Origin of the sequence: Hymenobacter antarcticus (assembly GCF_039539545.1) — a bacterium.
Classification (GTDB): domain Bacteria; phylum Bacteroidota; class Bacteroidia; order Cytophagales; family Hymenobacteraceae; genus Hymenobacter; species Hymenobacter antarcticus.
In genome coordinates this window covers 100971-118149 of the sequence record NZ_BAABDI010000006.1, presented here as the reverse complement: position 1 = coordinate 118149, position 17179 = coordinate 100971, and the positions used below count along the sequence as shown (strand labels likewise).

Sequence of the window (17179 nt, the reverse complement as noted above, 5' to 3'; positions counted from 1 at the left end):
CGCCTGGCCAGTTTACAGAAATCATTCCTCCATGCTCCTCCTTCAAAACGCCCGCATTGCCTCCGAAAATTCACCCGTGCTTCTCGAGGCCGATGTCCTGATTGTCGAAGGAGAAATCCAGAAAATCGGTAAAAATCTAGCCGTTCCCGAGGGCGCCCGCGTCATCGACGCGCGTGGCCGGGTTCTGATGCCGGCCATGTTTGATGCCCACGTCCATTTCCGCGCCCCGGGGTTTGAGGCCAAGGAAACCATTACCACGGGTAGCGAAGCGGCCATCAACGGCGGCATTACCGGCGTGGTCATGATGCCCAACACCCGCCCGGCCATCGACTCGGCGATGGTGGTGGCTACCGTGCTGGACAATGCCAAACACCGGTCCCGCATTCCGATTTACACCTCCGGCTGCGTCACCAAGGACCGCCAGGGCAAGGAACTGGCGGAAATCGACGGGATGCGCGAACTCGGGGTGAAAATGCTGACCGACGACGGGGATACCACGGCCGACCCGGCGGTGCTGCTGCGGGCGATGCAGTATGCCACCGAGTTTGGGATGTTTTTCGCCAGCCACTGCGAGGTGCCGGAGCTGGCCGGGCCGCGCGCCCTGAACGAAGGGGTGATGAGTTACCGGCTCGGCATCAAGGGCTCGCCGGCCTGCGCGGAGGAAATTATCATCGACCGCGACATCCGCCTGGCCCACGCGGCGGGCGCCCACGTTCACATCCAGCACGTTTCCAGCAAGATGGGGATGGAAACCATCCGCTGGTGGAAATCGCGCGGCGATGTGAAGGTCACGGCCGAAGTTTCACCGCACCATCTGTTGTTCACCGAAGAGCACATCGGTAACTACGACACGAACTATAAAATGAACCCGCCGCTGCGGACGCAGGCGGATTGTGATGCGCTGCTCGAAGGACTCATTGAAGGCGTACTCGACCTCATTGCCACGGACCATGCGCCGCACACGCCGTACGAAAAAGCACAGGATTTCATCAGCGCGCCCAACGGCATCACCGGTCTGGATACGGCCCTGGTGTCGCTCTATCACCACTTCGTCGAGCCCGGAAAATTCGGGTGGGACGTGGTGGTGAAGCGCTACTCGGCGGAGCCCCGCCGCCTGATGGGCCTGCCGGTCGCCGCCATCGAAGTCGGCCAGAAAGCCGAGTGCCTCTTGTTTGATACCGAAGCGGAAACAACCTTCACGCGGGAATTCATGAAATCCAAATCCCACAACACGCCCTTCCTCGACCAAACGTTGAAAGGCCGGGTAGACCTGGTGATTTTAGGCACGGAAATCCTGCTGGAGCGCTAATAAACAGAACGTCATGCTGAGCGAAGGCGCAGCCGTAGTCGAAGCATCTCTACCGCTTCGTCTACACGGCCGCAAACGTGAGGTAGAGATGCTTCGACTACGGCTGCGCCTTCGCTCAGCATGACAACCAAATAACTCCGATGAACACTCTTTCCACCCCCGAAACCCCCAGCGCCGCCCCGGACAAACCCCTGGTTGGCGTTGTCATGGGCTCCAGCAGCGACTGGGACACCATGCAGCATGCCGTGCAGATGCTCGCGCACTTTGGCGTGGCCCACGAAGCGCGCGTGGTGTCGGCCCACCGCATGCCCGACGACTTGTTTGCCTACGCCGAACAAGCCGGCCCGCGCGGCTTGCAGGCCATCATTGCCGGCGCGGGTGGGGCCGCCCACCTGCCGGGCATGATGGCCGCCAAAACCACGGTGCCCGTGCTGGGCGTGCCGGTGGCCAGTCGCCATTTGCAGGGGGTTGATTCGCTGCACAGCATCGTGCAAATGCCCAAAGGGGTGCCGGTGGCCACGTTTGCCATTGGCAATGCGGGGGCGGCCAATGCCGCGCTGTTCGCGGTCAGCATGCTGGCCCTGCACGACGCGGACCTGGCGACCAGGCTGCAGGCGTTTCGCGCCGAACAAACCGAAGCCGCCCGCGCTATGATGCTGCCGCTATGAACGCCAATAACCAAGTTGCCGCGATGACCCCTATTTTTCCAGGCAGTACGGATGCCGCGGGCCAGCCGGCTACCCTGGGGGTGATGGGTGGCGGCCAGCTGGGCCGGATGTTTGTGCACGCCGCCCAGCGCCTGGGTTACTTCACCGCCGTGCTGGAGCCCGACGCGCAAAGCCCGGCCGGGCGGGTGAGTCACCACCACATCCAGACCGACTACCACGACCCGGCCGGGCTGGCGCAGCTGGCGCAGCTGTGCCAGGCCATCACCACCGAGTTCGAAAACGTGCCCGCCCAGGCCCTGCAAGCGCTGGCCCTGACCCGACCCGTGGCACCCGGCGCGGCCGTAGTGGGCATTGCCCAAAACCGCATCGAGGAAAAGGCCCACTTCGCAGCCTGCGCTGATGTGTCGGGGGTGAGCTGCGGGCCCTATGCGGTGATTGAAACGCTGGCCCAGCTGCAGGCCGTCCAGGCCGACCGGGCGGATTTGCTGCCCGGTATCCTGAAAACCGCGCGCATGGGCTATGACGGCAAGGGCCAGGTCCGCGTCAAGACGGCCGTTGAGCTGGCCGCCGCCTGGGCGGAGTTGGGCGCCGCCGCCTGCGTGCTGGAAAAGATGCTGCCGCTAACCGCCGAGTGTTCGGTGCTGGTGGCGCGCGGCTGGGACGGGCGGGTCGTCAGCTTCGCGCCGCAACGCAACCTGCACGTCGATGGCATTCTGGCCGTGACCCACACTTACGAAGGGAATATGCCGCCCGCCCTGGCAACTCGTGCCCGCAACGCGACTGTTTCCATCGCGCAGCATATCGGCTATGTCGGGGTGCTGTGCGTCGAGTTTTTTGTGGTGGACGACGGCAGCGAGCACGGCGGCCTGGTTGTCAACGAGATGGCCCCGCGCCCGCACAACAGCGGCCACTACACCCTGGACGCCTGTGACGTGTCGCAGTTTGACCTGCAGGTCCACGCCATGGCGGGCCTGCCCTTGCCGCAGCCGCGCCAGCATTCCCCGGCCATCATGCTCAACCTGTTGGGCGATGTGTGGTTCGACGCCAGCGGTCAACTGCGGGAGCCGGACTGGCATGCTGTGCTGAGCCTGCCGGGCGCGCACCTGCATCTGTACGGCAAATCGGACGTGCGCGCAGGCCGCAAAATGGGCCACCTGACCATCACCGGCCCGGATGTCGCCAGTGTCAAAACCGTAGCGCGGCGCGCCGCTGGTTTGCTAGGCTTGCCGGGGCTGGATACCATATAGAGGCCGTTTGTGTTAGAAAAAATTCACATTAAACGAGCGGTCATGCTGAGCTTGTCGAAGCATCTCTACCGCTTCGGCTGAGCCATTCAACGAAGCGGTAGAGATGCTTCAACAAGCTCAGCATGACGTTCTTCCTACGTTCATCCATCATGACCAAAACAGTAACCCTAACCCTCGAAGACGGCACCACGATAGAAGGCGAATCCTTCGGCGCCTTCACCTCCGCCGCCGGCGAAGTCGTGTTCAGCACGGCCATGACCGGCTACCCCGAAAACCTCACCGACCCGTCCTTCGCCGGCCAGATTCTGGTGCTCACCACCCCCATGGTGGGCAACTACGGCGTGCCCGGCGAGGAGCTCTACGAGTCGATTTCCCGGATTTTCGAGTCCGACAAAATCCACATTGCCGGGCTGGTGGTGAACTACTACTCTGAGGAGCACAGCCACTGGAACGCCGCCAAAAGCCTCGGCGACTGGCTAAAGGAGTACAATATCCCCGGCATCTGCGGCGTCGATACCCGCATGCTCACCAAGAAGCTGCGCGAAAAAGGCGCGATGCTGGGCAAAATCGTGGCCGAGGACGACGTGCCCTTCCACGACCCCAACCGCGACAACCTGGTCGCGCAGGTGAGCCCGGCCGGCATCCGGCACTACGGCAGCGGCCAGCACAAAATCGTGCTCGTGGACTGCGGCACCAAAACCAACATCATCCGCTGCTTCCTGGAGCGGGATGTGGAGCTGATTCGCGTGCCCTGGGACTACGATTTCACGACCCTAGCCTACGACGGCCTGTTCCTGAGCAACGGCCCCGGCGACCCCAAAATGTGCGAGGCCACCATCCGGCACCTACAAAAGGCCCTGGCCCAGGACAAGCCTATTTTCGGCATCTGCCTGGGCAGCCAGCTCATGGGCCTGGCGGCGGGCGGCGACACCTTCAAGCTGAAATACGGCCACCGCAGCCACAACCAGCCCGTGAAGCTCACCGGCACCCAGCGCTGCTATATCACCAGCCAGAACCACGGCTTCGCGGTGGATACCGCAACGCTACCCGCTGAGTGGCAAATACTATTTGAGAACCTGAACGACGGAACTTGCGAAGGGATTAAGCATAATTCAAAACCGTTCTTTTCGACGCAGTTTCACCCCGAAGCCGCTGGCGGGCCGGAGGATACTGAGTTTCTGTTTGATGACTTTTTGAAAGCGGTGGTGGCGTATAAGCAGGGCCAGACAGCATAACGAAACGCCTCATCCCCCGGCCCCTTCTCCGAAAAGGAGAAGGGGAGCTGAGACTGCATAAATATCTACCATTTAATTACTTGCCTGCATTATGGCTTCAAATATCAGCTTGGAAGTTAAGGTAATTAAAAGGTTCGTTAATAAGTCTAAGCGCGACCGTTATATCCAATTTGTTTCTTCGGAAAAGAACAGGGTGAAATTTATTAAAGACTTGTCTCATTTTAATTTTCTTGAACCCTCGCTATTTACTCCTGTGAATGGAATTGAAGAAGATATAATTCTAACGTCTACTGAAAAGAACGGCGTAGCTAATACTACTTGCTATGTCATCAGTGAGAACAAAAAGATAGATGCTAAATTTTTAAATACAAAAGAGGCTATAGCTGCAACAGTAGGTCATGGATTGGGCACAATGCTAGTTTTTGGTGACGCTGAAATGATATTCTATGAGTGCGAAACAATGAACATAAGATATATAAGCAAGAAGGCAAACCAATAAACACTTCAAAAGTATCTCCTTAATCGTCAGGCTCCCCCTCTCCTTTTCGGAGAGGGGGCTGGGGGGTGAGGCGAACGTTGCACGACCTAATGAACAAACCCAACAAAGTACTCATCCTCGGTTCCGGCGCGCTGAAAATTGGCGAGGCCGGGGAGTTCGATTATTCCGGCTCGCAGGCCCTCAAGGCGCTGAAGGAGGAAGGCATCCTTACTATCCTCATCAACCCCAACATCGCCACCGTGCAGACCTCCGACGGCATGGCCGACGACGTGTACTTCCTGCCCGTGACACCCTACTTCGTGGAGGAGGTCATCAAAAAAGAGCGGCCCGATGGCATTCTGGTGGCCTTTGGCGGCCAAACGGCCCTGAACTGCGCCGTGGCCCTGTACCGCGCCGGCGTGTTCGAGCAGTACGGCGTGCGCGTGCTGGGCACGCCCGTGCAGAGCATCATCGACACCGAAGACCGGGAGATTTTCAAGGTCAAGCTCGACCAGATTGGCGTGCTCTCGGCCCGCAGCGTGGCCTGCACGACCATGGCCGCCGCCCTGGCCGCCGGCGAAACCATCGGCTTCCCCATCATCGTGCGGGCGGCCTTTGCGCTGGGCGGACTGGGCAGCGGCTTCGCCAATAATATGGACGAGCTGCGCCCCCTGGCCCGGCAGGCCTTCACGACGTCGGACCAGATTCTGGTGGAAGAATCGCTGAAGGGCTGGAAGGAAGTGGAGTACGAAGTGGTGCGCGACCAGTTTGATAACTGCATCACGGTCTGCAACATGGAGAACTTCGACCCCATCGGCATCCACACCGGCGAGAGCATCGTGGTGGCCCCGTCGCAGACGCTGAGCAACCGCGAGTACCACAAGCTGCGCACCATCGGCATCAAAACCATCCGGCACCTGGGCATCATCGGCGAGTGCAACATTCAGTACGCCCTCGACCCGCATTCCGAAGATTACCGCGTGATTGAGGTGAATGCCCGCCTCTCGCGCTCGTCGGCGCTGGCCTCGAAGGCGACGGGCTACCCGCTGGCCTTCGTGGCCGCCAAGCTGAGCCTGGGTTACTCGCTGGCCGAGCTGAAAAACAGCGTCACGCAGACTACCTCGGCCTTTTTCGAGCCCGCCCTCGACTACGTGGTGGTGAAGCTGCCGCGCTGGGACCTGGGCAAATTCTCGGGCGTGAACCGGCAGATTGGCTCGGCCATGAAGAGCGTGGGCGAGGTGATGGCCATCGGCAAAACGTTCGAGGAAGCCATTCAAAAGGGCCTGCGGATGCTCGATACCGGCAAGCGCGGCTTCGTGGCTAACCGGCCCGAAAACATCGAACGCGACACCATCGACCAGCTCCTGAGCGAGCCGAACGAGGAGCGCATTTTCGCCATTAACAACGCCTTTGAGGCCGGCTACTCGCTGGAGCAGGTGCACCAGCTCACGCGCATCGACCACTGGTTTTTGCAGCGCCTGTTCAATATTTTTGAGCTGGGCCAGCAGCTGGCCGCCGGCCGCGCCACCGGCCTCGATGGCTTGGAAACCAAGCTGCTGCGCGAGGTAAAAAAGGCCGGCTTCTCGGACCAACAGATTGCCGTGCAGCTGCTGGGCGAAGGCGATGTGAAGGCCGACGAGCTGCTGGTGCGCGCCCGCCGCAAGGCCCTGGGCGTGCTGCCCGTAGTGAAGCAGATTGACACGCTGGCCGCCGAATTCCCGGCCAAAACCAACTACCTCTACACCACCTACCACGGCACCGAAAATGACCTCGCCCGCGAAACCGCCAGGTCCATCGTAGTGCTGGGCTCGGGCGTGTACCGCATTGGCTCGTCGGTCGAGTTCGACTGGTGCGGCGTGCAGGCCGTGCAAACGGCCGCCGAGGAGGGCTACAAAACCATCCTCATCAACTACAACCCCGAAACCGTTTCGACCGACTACGACGTGAGCGACCGGCTCTACTTCGAGGAGCTGAGCTTCGAGCGGGTGATGGACATTCTGGATTTTGAGCAGCCCGGCGGCGTGATTCTGAGCACCGGCGGCCAGATTCCCAACAACTTAGCCATGCGCCTCGAAGAAGCCCACGCGCCCATTCTGGGCACCACGGCCGCGCACATCGACGAGGCCGAGAACCGCCACAAGTTCAGCCGCATCATGGACGAGCTGGGCATTGCCCAGCCGCGCTGGCAGGAGCTGACCTCGCTGGAAACCATGCACGGGTTCGTGCGGGAAGTGGGCTACCCGGTGCTCATCCGGCCGAGCTACGTGCTGTCGGGCGCGGCCATGAACGTGGTTTCCAACGCCTTCGAGCTGGAAGAATTCCTGAAAGCGGCCAAAGAAGTCAGCGCCGAATACCCGGTCGTGGTGTCCGAGTTCATGCAGGAAGCCAAGGAAATCGAGCTGGACGCGGTGGCCGACAAGGGCGAAATCGTGAGCTACGCCATTTCCGAGCACGTCGAGTTTGCCGGCGTGCACTCCGGCGACGCCACCATGTACTACCCGCCCCAGCGGGTGTATGTGGGCACCATCCGCAAGCTCAAAATCATTGCCGAAAAGGTGGCCCGCCGCTACGAAATCAGCGGTCCGTTCAACATTCAGTTTCTGGAAAAAAACGGGGCCATCAGCGTGATTGAGTGCAACCTGCGCGCCTCGCGCAGCTACCCCTTCGTGTCGAAAATCTCGGGCAACAACCTCATCAAAAAGGCCACCCAGGTGCTGCTGGGCAAGGAAGTAACGCGCGACGAAAGCGAGCGAATCTACGACCTGCCCTTCGTGGGCGTGAAGGCCCCGCAGTTCTCCTTCACCCGCCTGCCCGGTGCCGACCCGGTGCTGCGCGTCGACATGGTGAGCACCGGCGAAGTAGGCTGCCTGGGCGACACCGCCGAGGAAGCCCTGCTGAAATCGATGCTGAGCGTGGGCTACAAAATCCCCGAGAAAACGGTGCTCATTTCCGGCGGCCCCATCCTGTCGAAAGTGGCGCTGCTCTCCGCCACCGGGCTGCTGGTGAAGCGCGGCTACCAGATTTACGCCACCCAGGGCACCCACCGCTTCTTCGCCGAAAACAGCATCCCCAGCCACCTCCTCTTCTGGCCCGATGACCTGCAGGAGCCCAACGTACTGACCTATCTGAAAGAGAAGAAAATCGATTTAGTAATTAATATCCCCAAAAACCTCTCGAAAGGCGAATTGGATAATGACTACAAAATCCGCCGCACCGCCGTGGATTCCGGCGTGCCGTTGCTGACGAATGCGCGGCTGGCCAAGGCGTTTATTAAGGCGTTTTGTACGCTGGAGATGAAGGATTTGAAGATTAAGAGCTGGAACGAGTATAAGGCGATGTAGCGCGGACTTTGTAGTCCGCGTATAGCTAAATATTATGCAAAACACAGATTTACCAGAATGCTGGAAACTGAAGCTCCAAGAGTATCTGATTGCAAAATGAAGCATTAAGAACCTGTTAAAATTTAGGAATTCTGAATGCTTACACCGCTTAAAATGGACCAAAAATAGCTGTTTTTAGCAGGCCTCTAAGTAAGCTTGCAGCATCAAAAGGGTCTTTTGATGCTGCGTAAGGTATTTCAAAACATTGAGGTTCGCTAATTTTTAACAGGCTCTAATAACACCAGATAGAAATGAGTTTTTTTAGCAACCGGAGACTTGTCATAGCCACCAAGCACAGCAAGGAACAGGTGATAGCCCCGCTTTTAGAAACAGCGTTGGGAGTGAGCTGCTTTGTAGCGGAAGACTTTGACACTGATATCCTGGGCACTTTTACGGGGGAGATAGCGCGAGAGCTTGACCCTGTTGCAACAGCCAGGCGCAAATGCTTGATGGCAATGGAATTAGCTGATTGCGATTTGGGCGTCGCAAGCGAAGGTTCTTTTGGACCTCACCCCTCCATGTTCTTCGTAAGTGCCGATGATGAGCTGTTAGTTTTTATTGACAAAAAGAATAATTTCGAAATTATCGTGCGGGAGTTGAGTGTCGAAACGAACTTTAACGGCAGAGAAGTTAAAACGGAAGAAGAGCTTTTGGAATTTGCCTATTCCGTGCAATTTCCATCTCACGGCCTAATCCTCCGCAAGGCAAAAGATGAAAACAGCGATATTATTAAAGGCATTACGGATATAAAACAATTAAAAGACGCATTTTATGGACTGATGAGCGACTTTAATACCGTCTATGCTGAAACGGATATGAGGGCGTTGTACAATCCCTCCCGGATGAAGGTAATTGAAGCAGCAACCCATAAATTAATAAGTAAAATAAATTCTATCTGCCCACAATGCAGCAAACCGGGCTTTGGCGTTACCGATGCTAAGAGAGGGTTAGCGTGTCGTTTGTGCGGTTTACCGACCAATTCGATAGTCAGCCACATTTACGTTTGCCAGTATTGTCAGTACACAACCGAAGAATTGTATCCGCATAAAAAAACCGTCGAAGACCCGATGTATTGCAACTATTGCAACCCTTGATAGGAACGAAATTTACAAGTTAAAACGAGTAGGGAAAACTCACAGATGCAAACCCGGTGCAGGCATATGTGATGGGCAACGAGTGCGTGGCTGCGTCAACACCCGGTGCTCAACCGGCAGGGGGTGCAATTCAAATTGTCGCTTGAGTACAATTCATTGATAACAAGCATATTGCAATAAAAAGCAGCCTTTTAAACAAGATACGAAGCATGATTTAGGAGACTCTCTCTCATAACGACCTTGTGTAAAGTATTGATAATGAGATTTTTTAAAAATCGAACAATCGGGTAAGCGACAATTTGAATTGCACCCCCGGCAGGTGCTGGTGAAGGGCAGCCGCGGTATAGCCCTGGAGACGTTGGTAGAGCTATTGTAGCTCACCTATTAGCAGGTAGTAACGCAACGCAACGCCAGTCGGTGGACCACCCCTGTCACCACCCCCCGCTCAAAGCAACAGGCTGGCAGAATGAGGTCGATGACGGAGCATGGCCTTCTGAAAACCAAGTAGGTTGCCGCAAGAAGTAGCCTCATGCTACTTTCTATCGACTGTACGCTACGTGGCTCAATTAGGGAGCCAAACGCGCTGGTGTCAAAATTCCTTCGCGCCTCGCGAGGAAGACAAGACTCTATTTTTTAATAGTTTTACTACTACAGTTAATAGCCAATATATTTTTTGTGGTTGTTTAACTAAAAACGGTAGGTAGTTTTGTGCCACTTTTAAGCTGCCACTTGCCCATTGCCGCGTGCGATAGGCAAGCTTTAGGTCTCATGGGTTATCTGATTTATTCCTTCTCTTTTTCTCTTGTTGCATGGATGCACACTTACTGCTGTTAAATCTGACCAACCCGACGCTGCTGTTCTTCGTGCTCGGCATTGTGGCGACGGCGGTAAAAAGCGACCTGGAAATCCCGCCGACCACGGTCAAGTTTATTTCCTTGTATCTGCTGTTTTCCATTGGCTTCAAGGGCGGGCAGGAACTGGCCCACAGCCCGTTTAACACCGAAATACTGTACTCGCTGGGATTTGGGCTGCTGGTGTCGGCGCTGATTCCGACGTACACGTTCTTCATCCTTAAGCGGAAGCTGAGCATTGCCGATGCCGGAGCCGTGGCGGCGGCCTACGGCTCGGTGAGCGCCGTCACGTTTGTGGCGGCCGTATCGTTTCTGGAAGCCCAGCAGGTGCATTTTGGCGGGCACATGGTGGCCGTAATGGCCCTGATGGAAGCCCCCGCCATTATTGTGGGCGTGATGCTCATGCGGCGCTACGAAGCCGACGACACCGGAGCCGCCCCCCGGCTGGGCCCCATCGTGCAGCACGCCTTCACCAACGGTAGCGTGCTGATGGTGCTCGGCAGCCTTGTCATTGGCCTGATTGCCGACACGAAGCAGGCCGATGGCATCAAGCCCTTCACCACGGATATCTTCAAGGGATTTCTGGCCATTTTTCTGCTCGAAATGGGTATGGTAACCGCCCGGCGCTTCACTGCCTTCCTGCGCTACGGGCGCTTCGTGACGGCCTTCGCCGTGCTCGTGCCGCTGCTCAACGGCTGCGTGGTAGCCGTGGCCAGCCACGGCATTACCGAAAGCGTGGGCAACCGGTTCATCTTCGCCATCCTGGCAGCCAGCGCCTCCTACATTGCCGTGCCGGCGGCCATGCGCCTGGCCGCGCCCAAAGCCGACCCCGGCCTCTACCTGCCCATGGCCCTGGGGGTCACGTTTCCCTTCAATATCACGCTGGGCATGCCACTATATTTTGCCCTCGTGCAGTACACGTAAGCGCCCGGCCAATAAGTTTAGATTTGGTTTTTCTTCGGCATAAGAAGAAAGTCTTGCTCGCTACAGCAGTCGCCGTTGCTCACCCTCAACCCCTCATTCCCATTCCCATTCCCATTCCCATTCCCATGCTCGTACTTCGGTCCCTTGTTTTACTCTTGCTGGTAAGCGCCCTGCGTCAGGGGGCCAACGCCCAGAGCCGCCCGGCGGCCCCCGTCAAAAGCAACGCCAACGCCAAGCGCCGCGCCGGGGCCATCGACTCGGTGCAGTGGCGGCGCGAGCACTACGTTGTGAACCGCGACTCGGCCTTCCTCGACCCGCGCGTAGGCCTGCGCACGCTCCGGGGCGGCAACCGCCGCTTTGTGGAAAACAAGAGTATCCGGCCGCGTCAGGACCTGGCCGCCCTGCTGAAAGTCGAGAAGAAGCAGAAGCCCTTCGCCGTGATTGTGGGCTGCTCGGACAGCCGGGTGCCGCACGAAATCCTCTTCGACCAGGGCCTGGGCGACCTCTTTATCGTACGCACGGCCGGGCAGGTGATGGCCGCCGCTTCGTACGGCAGCATCGAGTTTGCCACCCTGGTACTGGGCACCAAGCTGGTGGTGGTGATGGGCCACCAGAGCTGCGGGGCCGTGGACGCGGCCCTGAAGCGCCCCGACGTGCCGGGCCACATCGTCACGCTCATCAACAGCATCAAGCACGCCGTGGCCGAAAGCAAGGGCAAGCCCGGCGACCCGCTCGACAACGCCATCCGGCAAAACGTCCTCGACCAGGTAGAAGAGCTGCGCGACCTCGACCCCATCCTGAGCCGAAAGTATAAGAACGGCGAGGTGCTGATTGTGGGGGCCGTATACCGCTTGCACGGCGGCCAGGTGGAGTTTCTGCCCGAAACCCTGAAAAACCTGCCCGCCTTCCGCACGGCGGCCGTTTCGGCCGCCGAAGAAGCCCCTAAGCACTAGCACGACTAGCAAACTACTGGCCTTTTTTGCGGCGTGGCGCGGCCTGCGGGCCGCCTTGCTCGTTGGGACTGGCGTTGGGGCTGGCGGCCTAAGGCCGGACCGCGCCTCAGCAAAGCAAGAAAAAGCCCCCGGCCGCCGCAGCGGCGTTGTCCTTAACCAAAACTCAAAAAAGCCCTGCCGGCCATGTGGCCGGCAGGGCTTTTTTGAGCGGTTGCCTATTCATTGGGTCGCTTTTCAAATGGTGTCAGTCAGCAAAAAAAGGTCCTGGCGCTACCTCCAGGGAGTCGGAAAAAGACTTGGGTAAGAACAAGCTGCTGTTTAATAAGGGGCCGGCCTTTTTTGCATGGAAGGGTCTGCTGGTCCTGGGTGGGGTCGGGTGGGTGGGCCACTGGCTCCGCGCCGTCTGTGTTGAGGATTTTGGGTTGGACGGGGGCTTTCGGTGGCTTGGGATGGTCGCGCACCAATTGAATAAGCTGGCCGATGCCCCGCAACTCGGCCCGGATGCGCTTGCGGGTGGCGGTGCAGGACTGCGTACGTGGAGCCGTTTCGTGCCCGCGTGGACGGCACGTTGAATCCCGGCGGCGCGGGCGGGGGCTGCCCCTACGCACGCTGAAACGGCCTGGCGCAAACAGCGGACCAGGAGCCGGGGTGCCGTACTGGCGGTTGGAAAACCCGTACCTTGGCGGCCGTTACGCGAGACGGGCCGTTTGCCCGTTTCCAACAACGGAAGGTTTCCGGCTTCGGCCGGGATGAAAAGGGAACCGGGTGCAACTCCCGGACAGACGCGCTACTGTAAATAACCGCCGGTCCTTCGGGGCCGGCAGCGGCGTTCCACGCAGCCATTGCCCGGCTTGGGCGAGAAGGCGGAACCCCGGTTATAAGTCAGGAGACCTGCCTTCCGCTGGCTGATGCTGCCCCCGCGCTTTGGGGCTCTTATCAGGTGTGGCCCCTTCGTTCTCCGCCCGTAGCTGCCGCCGCGTGGCCGAGGCGGGAGTGGGCCGACCGAGGAGAGCAACCAGCAGGGGACAGCGGGCGTGGCCCGGACGGCATGAACGCCGCCCGGCAGTGTATCGCCTTGTCCGTTTTGCCCGTGCCCGCCACCCGATGATACCGCCCGACCCGCAGCTTGCCCGCGCCGAAACCCGCATCTTCAAAGCCGTCTTTCCCAACACCACCAACCACTACGACACCCTGTTTGGGAGCCCTACGCTGCACCTGACGGACGAAGTGGCCTTTATCACGGCCACGCGCTTTTCGCGGCTGAAAATGGTGGCGGTGTCGTCCGACAAAGTGGATTTCACCCATCCCATTCCCGGCGGCACGTTGGTCGAGCTGATTGGCAACGTGGTGCGGGTGGGCACCACCAGCCTGCCGGTGCGCGTCGAGCTATTTGTCGAGCAGATGTACTCCGAGGACCGGCAGCTGGCCGTCACGGGCCTGTTCACCTTCGTGGCCCCGTCGATGAGCACCGCCGCCCGGTGCCCGTCCGGCCGGTAGCCGCGGGGCCCGCCGCCCCGACCGCCTGCACCACTCCCCCACTTTCTCACTGACCACTTCCCTTTTTTTGTCGTTTTATGAAAAACCTGTTGACGCCGCGCCCCTGGGTACTGCTGTTGTTTGTGCTGCTGGCCGTGCTGGGCCGGGTGGCGTTGCCCCACTGGCCGCATCTGCCCAACTTTGCTCCCCTCGATTCGATGGCCCTGTTTGGGGGCGCTTACTTCGCGCGGCGGCGCTGGGCCGTGGCGGTGCCCCTGCTGGGCGTGTGGCTGAGCGACCTGGTGCTGAACTACCAGTACCTGGGCCACGTGCAGCTGTTTTATTCGGGCTTTTACTGGCAGTACGGCACCTACGCGCTGCTGGCGCTGCTGGCCCACGCGGGGCTGCACGGGCGCGTGTCGGGGCTGCGGGTGGCCGGGGCCGGCGTGGGCGCGGCGGTGCTGTTCTTTCTGATTACCAACTTTGGCGTGTGGCTGGGCTCGGCCACGTACCCGCAGACGGGAACGGGACTGGCGGCCTGCTACGCGGCCGGCTGGCCGTTTTTCAATCATTCGCTGCTGAGCAACCTCTTCTACTGCACCGTGCTGTTTGGCGGGCTGGAGCTGGCGCAGTGGCGCTTTCCGGCGGTACTGGCCCGGCCGCGCCTGGCCCGCGCCTAGATGAGCCAGTTTACTATTCCGACGCCGCGCCCGCCCGATGAGGCGCTGGCCGGGGCCATTCAGGCCAAAATCGACGCCAAAACCAAGCCGCTGGGCGCGCTGGGCCAGCTCGAAACCCTGGCCCGGCAGGTGGCGCTCATCCAGCAAACCCTGACGCCGACCCTGCGCCAGCCCCACGTGCTGGTGTTTGCCGCCGACCACGGCATCGCGGCCGAGGGCGTGAGCGCCTACCCGGCCGACGTGACCCACCAGATGGTGCGCAACTTCGCGGCGGGCGGAGCGGCCATCAACGTGTTCTGCCGCCTCTATGGCCTCACGCTGCGCGTGGTGGATGCCGGCGTGCGCGGCTCCTTCGCCGACGTGCCGACGGTAATCGACCAGAAAATAGCCGAGGGCACCCGCAACTTCCGCCACGCCCCGGCCATGACGGCGGCCGAGTGCCGGCAGGCGCTGGCATTCGGCGCGGCCCTCGTGGACGAAATACACCGCACCGGCTGCAACGTCGTGGGCTTCGGCGAAATGGGCATCGGCAACACCAGCAGCGCGGCCGTGCTGCTGCACCTGCTCGGCGGCGTGCCGCTGGCCCGCTGCGTGGGCCGGGGCACCGGCCTCGACGAGGCCGGGCTGGCCCGTAAGCAGGCGGTGCTGGCCGCCGCCGTGGCCGCCCACCCCACCGTGGATGGCACGGATGCGCTGGCGGTGCTGGCCACGTTTGGGGGCTTTGAAATCGCGCAGCTGTGCGGGGCTCTGCTCCGGGCCGCCGAACTGGGCATGGTGCTGCTCATCGACGGCTTCATTGGCTCGGCGGCGGCGCTGGTGGCCTGGCGGCTGGTGCCGGCCGTGCTGCCGTACTGCATCTTCAGCCACGAGTCGGCCGAGGGCGGACACCCGCACCTGCTGCGGGTGCTGGGCGTGCAGCCGCTGCTGCGCCTGGACCTGCGCCTGGGCGAGGGCACGGGCTGCGCCCTGGCCTACCCGCTGGTGCAGGCCGCCGTGGCCTTTTTCACTGAAATGGCTTCGTTTGAAAGCGCCGGCGTCTCGCAGAGTGAGTTAAAAGTTGAGAGTTAAAAGTTAAAAAGCCGGAGTCGCTTTAACCTTAGGACTTACGCACTTTTAAAGTTATATCATTGATTGACAATAATTTATGTTTTAAGTGAAGAAAGCATAATATTCTGAAAATCAACACTTTATTAATACAAATGCGTAATTCCTAAACCTTTAACTCTCAACTTTTAACTTTTAACTTCCAATGCGCCGCCAACTACACATCTTCCTGACGGCCGTCATGTTCTACACCCGCCTGCCCTGCCCGGCCTGGGTCGACCATTCGGAGGAATTGCTCAACAAGGCGACGGTGTATTTCCCGGTCATCGGCTGGCTGGCGGGCGCGGTGGCGGCGGCCGTGTACGCGGGGGCACGGCTGCTGTTTCGCAACGACGACGTGGCCCTGCTGCTGAGCATGGTGGCCAGCGTGCTGTTGACCGGGGCATTTCACGAAGACGGCTTTGCCGACGTGTGCGACGGGTTCGGGGGCGGCTGGACCAAGTCGAAAATTCTGGACATCATGAAAGACAGCCGCCTGGGCACCTACGGGGCGGCCGGGCTGGGGCTGCTGCTGGCCCTCAAGTTTCTGGCCTTGCGCGGACTGCCGCCGGCCCTGGTGGTGCCGGCGCTGCTGCTGGCCCACCCGCTGAGCCGGACCACGGCCCTGACCTGCATTTTCAGCCACGACTACGCCCGCGACAACGAGGATAGCAAAGCCAAGCCCGTGGCCAAGAAGCTGGGCCGGGCGGAGCTGGCCACCGGGCTGCTGCTGGGGGCACTTCCGCTGCTGCTGTACGCCGCCTGGACGCGCCGGCCGGCCGTGCTGGCGGTGGTGCTGCCCCTGGCGGCCGTGAAATGGTACCTGACCCGCTACTTCCAGCGCTGGATTGGGGGCTACACCGGCGACTGCCTGGGGGCCATTCAGCAGGTGGCTGAGGTGGCGGTGTACTTGTTCCTATTAATCTTATCAGCATGGAGCTTTATTTAATCCGGCACACGGCCGTGGCCGCTGCTGGCCTGTGCTACGGCCACTCCGACGTGCCGCTGGCCGACACCTTCGCGGCCGAAGCCACGCGGCTGCGGGCCAGGCTGCCCGTAGCCCTCCCACCCGATGCCCCCGCCTGGCGCGTGCTCAGCAGCCCCGCGGCCCGCTGCCGCCGCCTGGCCGAAACCCTCTGGCCGGCAACAGCCGTGGAGGAAGATGTCCGGCTCCGCGAGCTGCATTTCGGCACCTGGGAAAACCGTCCGTGGGCGGAACTGCCCGCGGCCGAGCTGAACCCCTGGATGGCGGATTTCGTGGCGCAGGCCCCGCCCGGCGGGGAGACCTTTGCGCACCTGCACGAGCGCACGGGCGCGCTGCTGACCGCGCTGCTGGCCACGCCCGCGGCCGGGCCGGTGGCGCTGGTGACGCACGCCGGGGCGGTGCGCAGCCTGCTATGCCACGCGCTGGGGCTGCCGCTGGCGCAGGCCTTCCAGTTGGTCATCGACTTCGCGTCGGTATCGGGGCTGCGCCACCAGCACGGACGCTGGGAAGTGCGCTTCGTGAACCGCTGAGAGAGGGTTACAGGCGTGGCCCACTTCGAAAAGTTGAGGTGGTCGGCTAACCCTGAACAGAACCGGGTGGCATCTTTCCTTCGTCATGAAAGACACGCCAAAACCTGACAAACACCGCAAGTACGATGCGGCCTTCCGTGCCGAAGCCTTGCGCCTGGCCGAGCAAAGCCGCTCGACCCAAGCCGCCGCACGGGCGCTCAACATCGCCCCCCAAACGCAGCTGCGCCCCCAACCAGCCGCTCGACCAGCCCAAGCCCACCCAAGCCAACCGGGTATGGGTTTCGGA

General features: G+C 60.5%; 14 protein-coding genes and 1 riboswitch. All 14 genes read left to right on the top strand.

Annotated elements, in window-relative coordinates; translation table 11 throughout:
- Nucleotides 1-31: 31 nt before the first annotated feature.
- The 14 genes from ABD819_RS06700 (at nt 32) to cobC (ending at nt 16893) form a co-directional block, all read left to right on the top strand.
- Entirely contained in the window at nt 32-1309 is a 1278-nt protein-coding gene (locus tag ABD819_RS06700) for a dihydroorotase (RefSeq protein WP_345122347.1), read from the top strand.
- A 140-nt stretch (nt 1310-1449) separates the two neighbouring features.
- A complete protein-coding gene (gene purE / locus ABD819_RS06695) occupies nt 1450-1977 on the top strand; it encodes a 5-(carboxyamino)imidazole ribonucleotide mutase (RefSeq protein ID WP_345122345.1) in 528 nt (175 codons plus the stop codon).
- Between the two features lie 23 nt (nt 1978-2000).
- Nucleotides 2001-3224, top strand: a complete 1224-nt coding sequence (locus ABD819_RS06690; RefSeq protein WP_345122343.1) for a 5-(carboxyamino)imidazole ribonucleotide synthase — start codon at nt 2001-2003, stop codon at nt 3222-3224.
- A gap of 149 nt (nt 3225-3373) precedes the next feature.
- Nucleotides 3374-4459, top strand: a complete 1086-nt coding sequence (gene carA / locus ABD819_RS06685; protein WP_345122341.1) for a glutamine-hydrolyzing carbamoyl-phosphate synthase small subunit — start codon at nt 3374-3376, stop codon at nt 4457-4459.
- Between the two features lie 91 nt (nt 4460-4550).
- Entirely contained in the window at nt 4551-4958 is a 408-nt protein-coding gene (locus tag ABD819_RS06680) for a hypothetical protein (RefSeq protein ID WP_345122339.1), read from the top strand.
- 89 nt (nt 4959-5047) lie between these two features.
- Nucleotides 5048-8278, top strand: coding sequence for a carbamoyl-phosphate synthase (glutamine-hydrolyzing) large subunit (gene carB, locus ABD819_RS06675; RefSeq protein ID WP_345122337.1), 3231 nt, complete (start codon nt 5048-5050; stop codon nt 8276-8278).
- A 290-nt stretch (nt 8279-8568) separates the two neighbouring features.
- Nucleotides 8569-9411: a DUF6671 family protein gene (locus ABD819_RS06670; protein WP_345122335.1), complete on the top strand. Its 843-nt coding sequence runs from the start codon at nt 8569-8571 to the stop codon at nt 9409-9411.
- Between the two features lie 809 nt (nt 9412-10220).
- Nucleotides 10221-11186 (top strand): sodium-dependent bicarbonate transport family permease, encoded by a 966-nt coding sequence (locus ABD819_RS06665; RefSeq protein WP_345122333.1) that lies wholly within the window; start codon nt 10221-10223, stop codon nt 11184-11186.
- 125 nt (nt 11187-11311) lie between these two features.
- Complete coding sequence (locus ABD819_RS06660; protein WP_345122331.1) at nt 11312-12139, top strand: carbonic anhydrase; 828 nt, start codon at nt 11312-11314, stop codon at nt 12137-12139.
- Nucleotides 12140-12850: 711 nt separating this feature from the next.
- Nucleotides 12851-13052, top strand: a riboswitch (cobalamin riboswitch).
- Between the two features lie 191 nt (nt 13053-13243).
- Nucleotides 13244-13636, top strand: coding sequence for an acyl-CoA thioesterase (locus ABD819_RS06655; protein ID WP_345122329.1), 393 nt, complete (start codon nt 13244-13246; stop codon nt 13634-13636).
- A 77-nt stretch (nt 13637-13713) separates the two neighbouring features.
- On the top strand, nt 13714-14295 hold the full coding sequence (locus ABD819_RS06650; RefSeq protein ID WP_345122327.1) for a DUF6580 family putative transport protein: 582 nt from the start codon (nt 13714-13716) through the stop codon (nt 14293-14295).
- The gene (gene cobT / locus ABD819_RS06645; protein WP_345122325.1) at nt 14296-15363 is read left to right on the top strand and encodes a nicotinate-nucleotide--dimethylbenzimidazole phosphoribosyltransferase; all 1068 of its coding nucleotides are present in this window, start codon (nt 14296-14298) and stop codon (nt 15361-15363) included.
- Nucleotides 15364-15544: 181 nt separating this feature from the next.
- Nucleotides 15545-16327: an adenosylcobinamide-GDP ribazoletransferase gene (locus ABD819_RS06640; RefSeq protein WP_345122323.1), complete on the top strand. Its 783-nt coding sequence runs from the start codon at nt 15545-15547 to the stop codon at nt 16325-16327.
- Nucleotides 16312-16893, top strand: a complete 582-nt coding sequence (gene cobC, locus ABD819_RS06635; protein WP_345122321.1) for an alpha-ribazole phosphatase family protein — start codon at nt 16312-16314, stop codon at nt 16891-16893. Before ABD819_RS06640 ends, cobC begins: the two co-directional genes overlap by 16 nt.
- Nucleotides 16894-17179 lie beyond the last annotated feature (286 nt).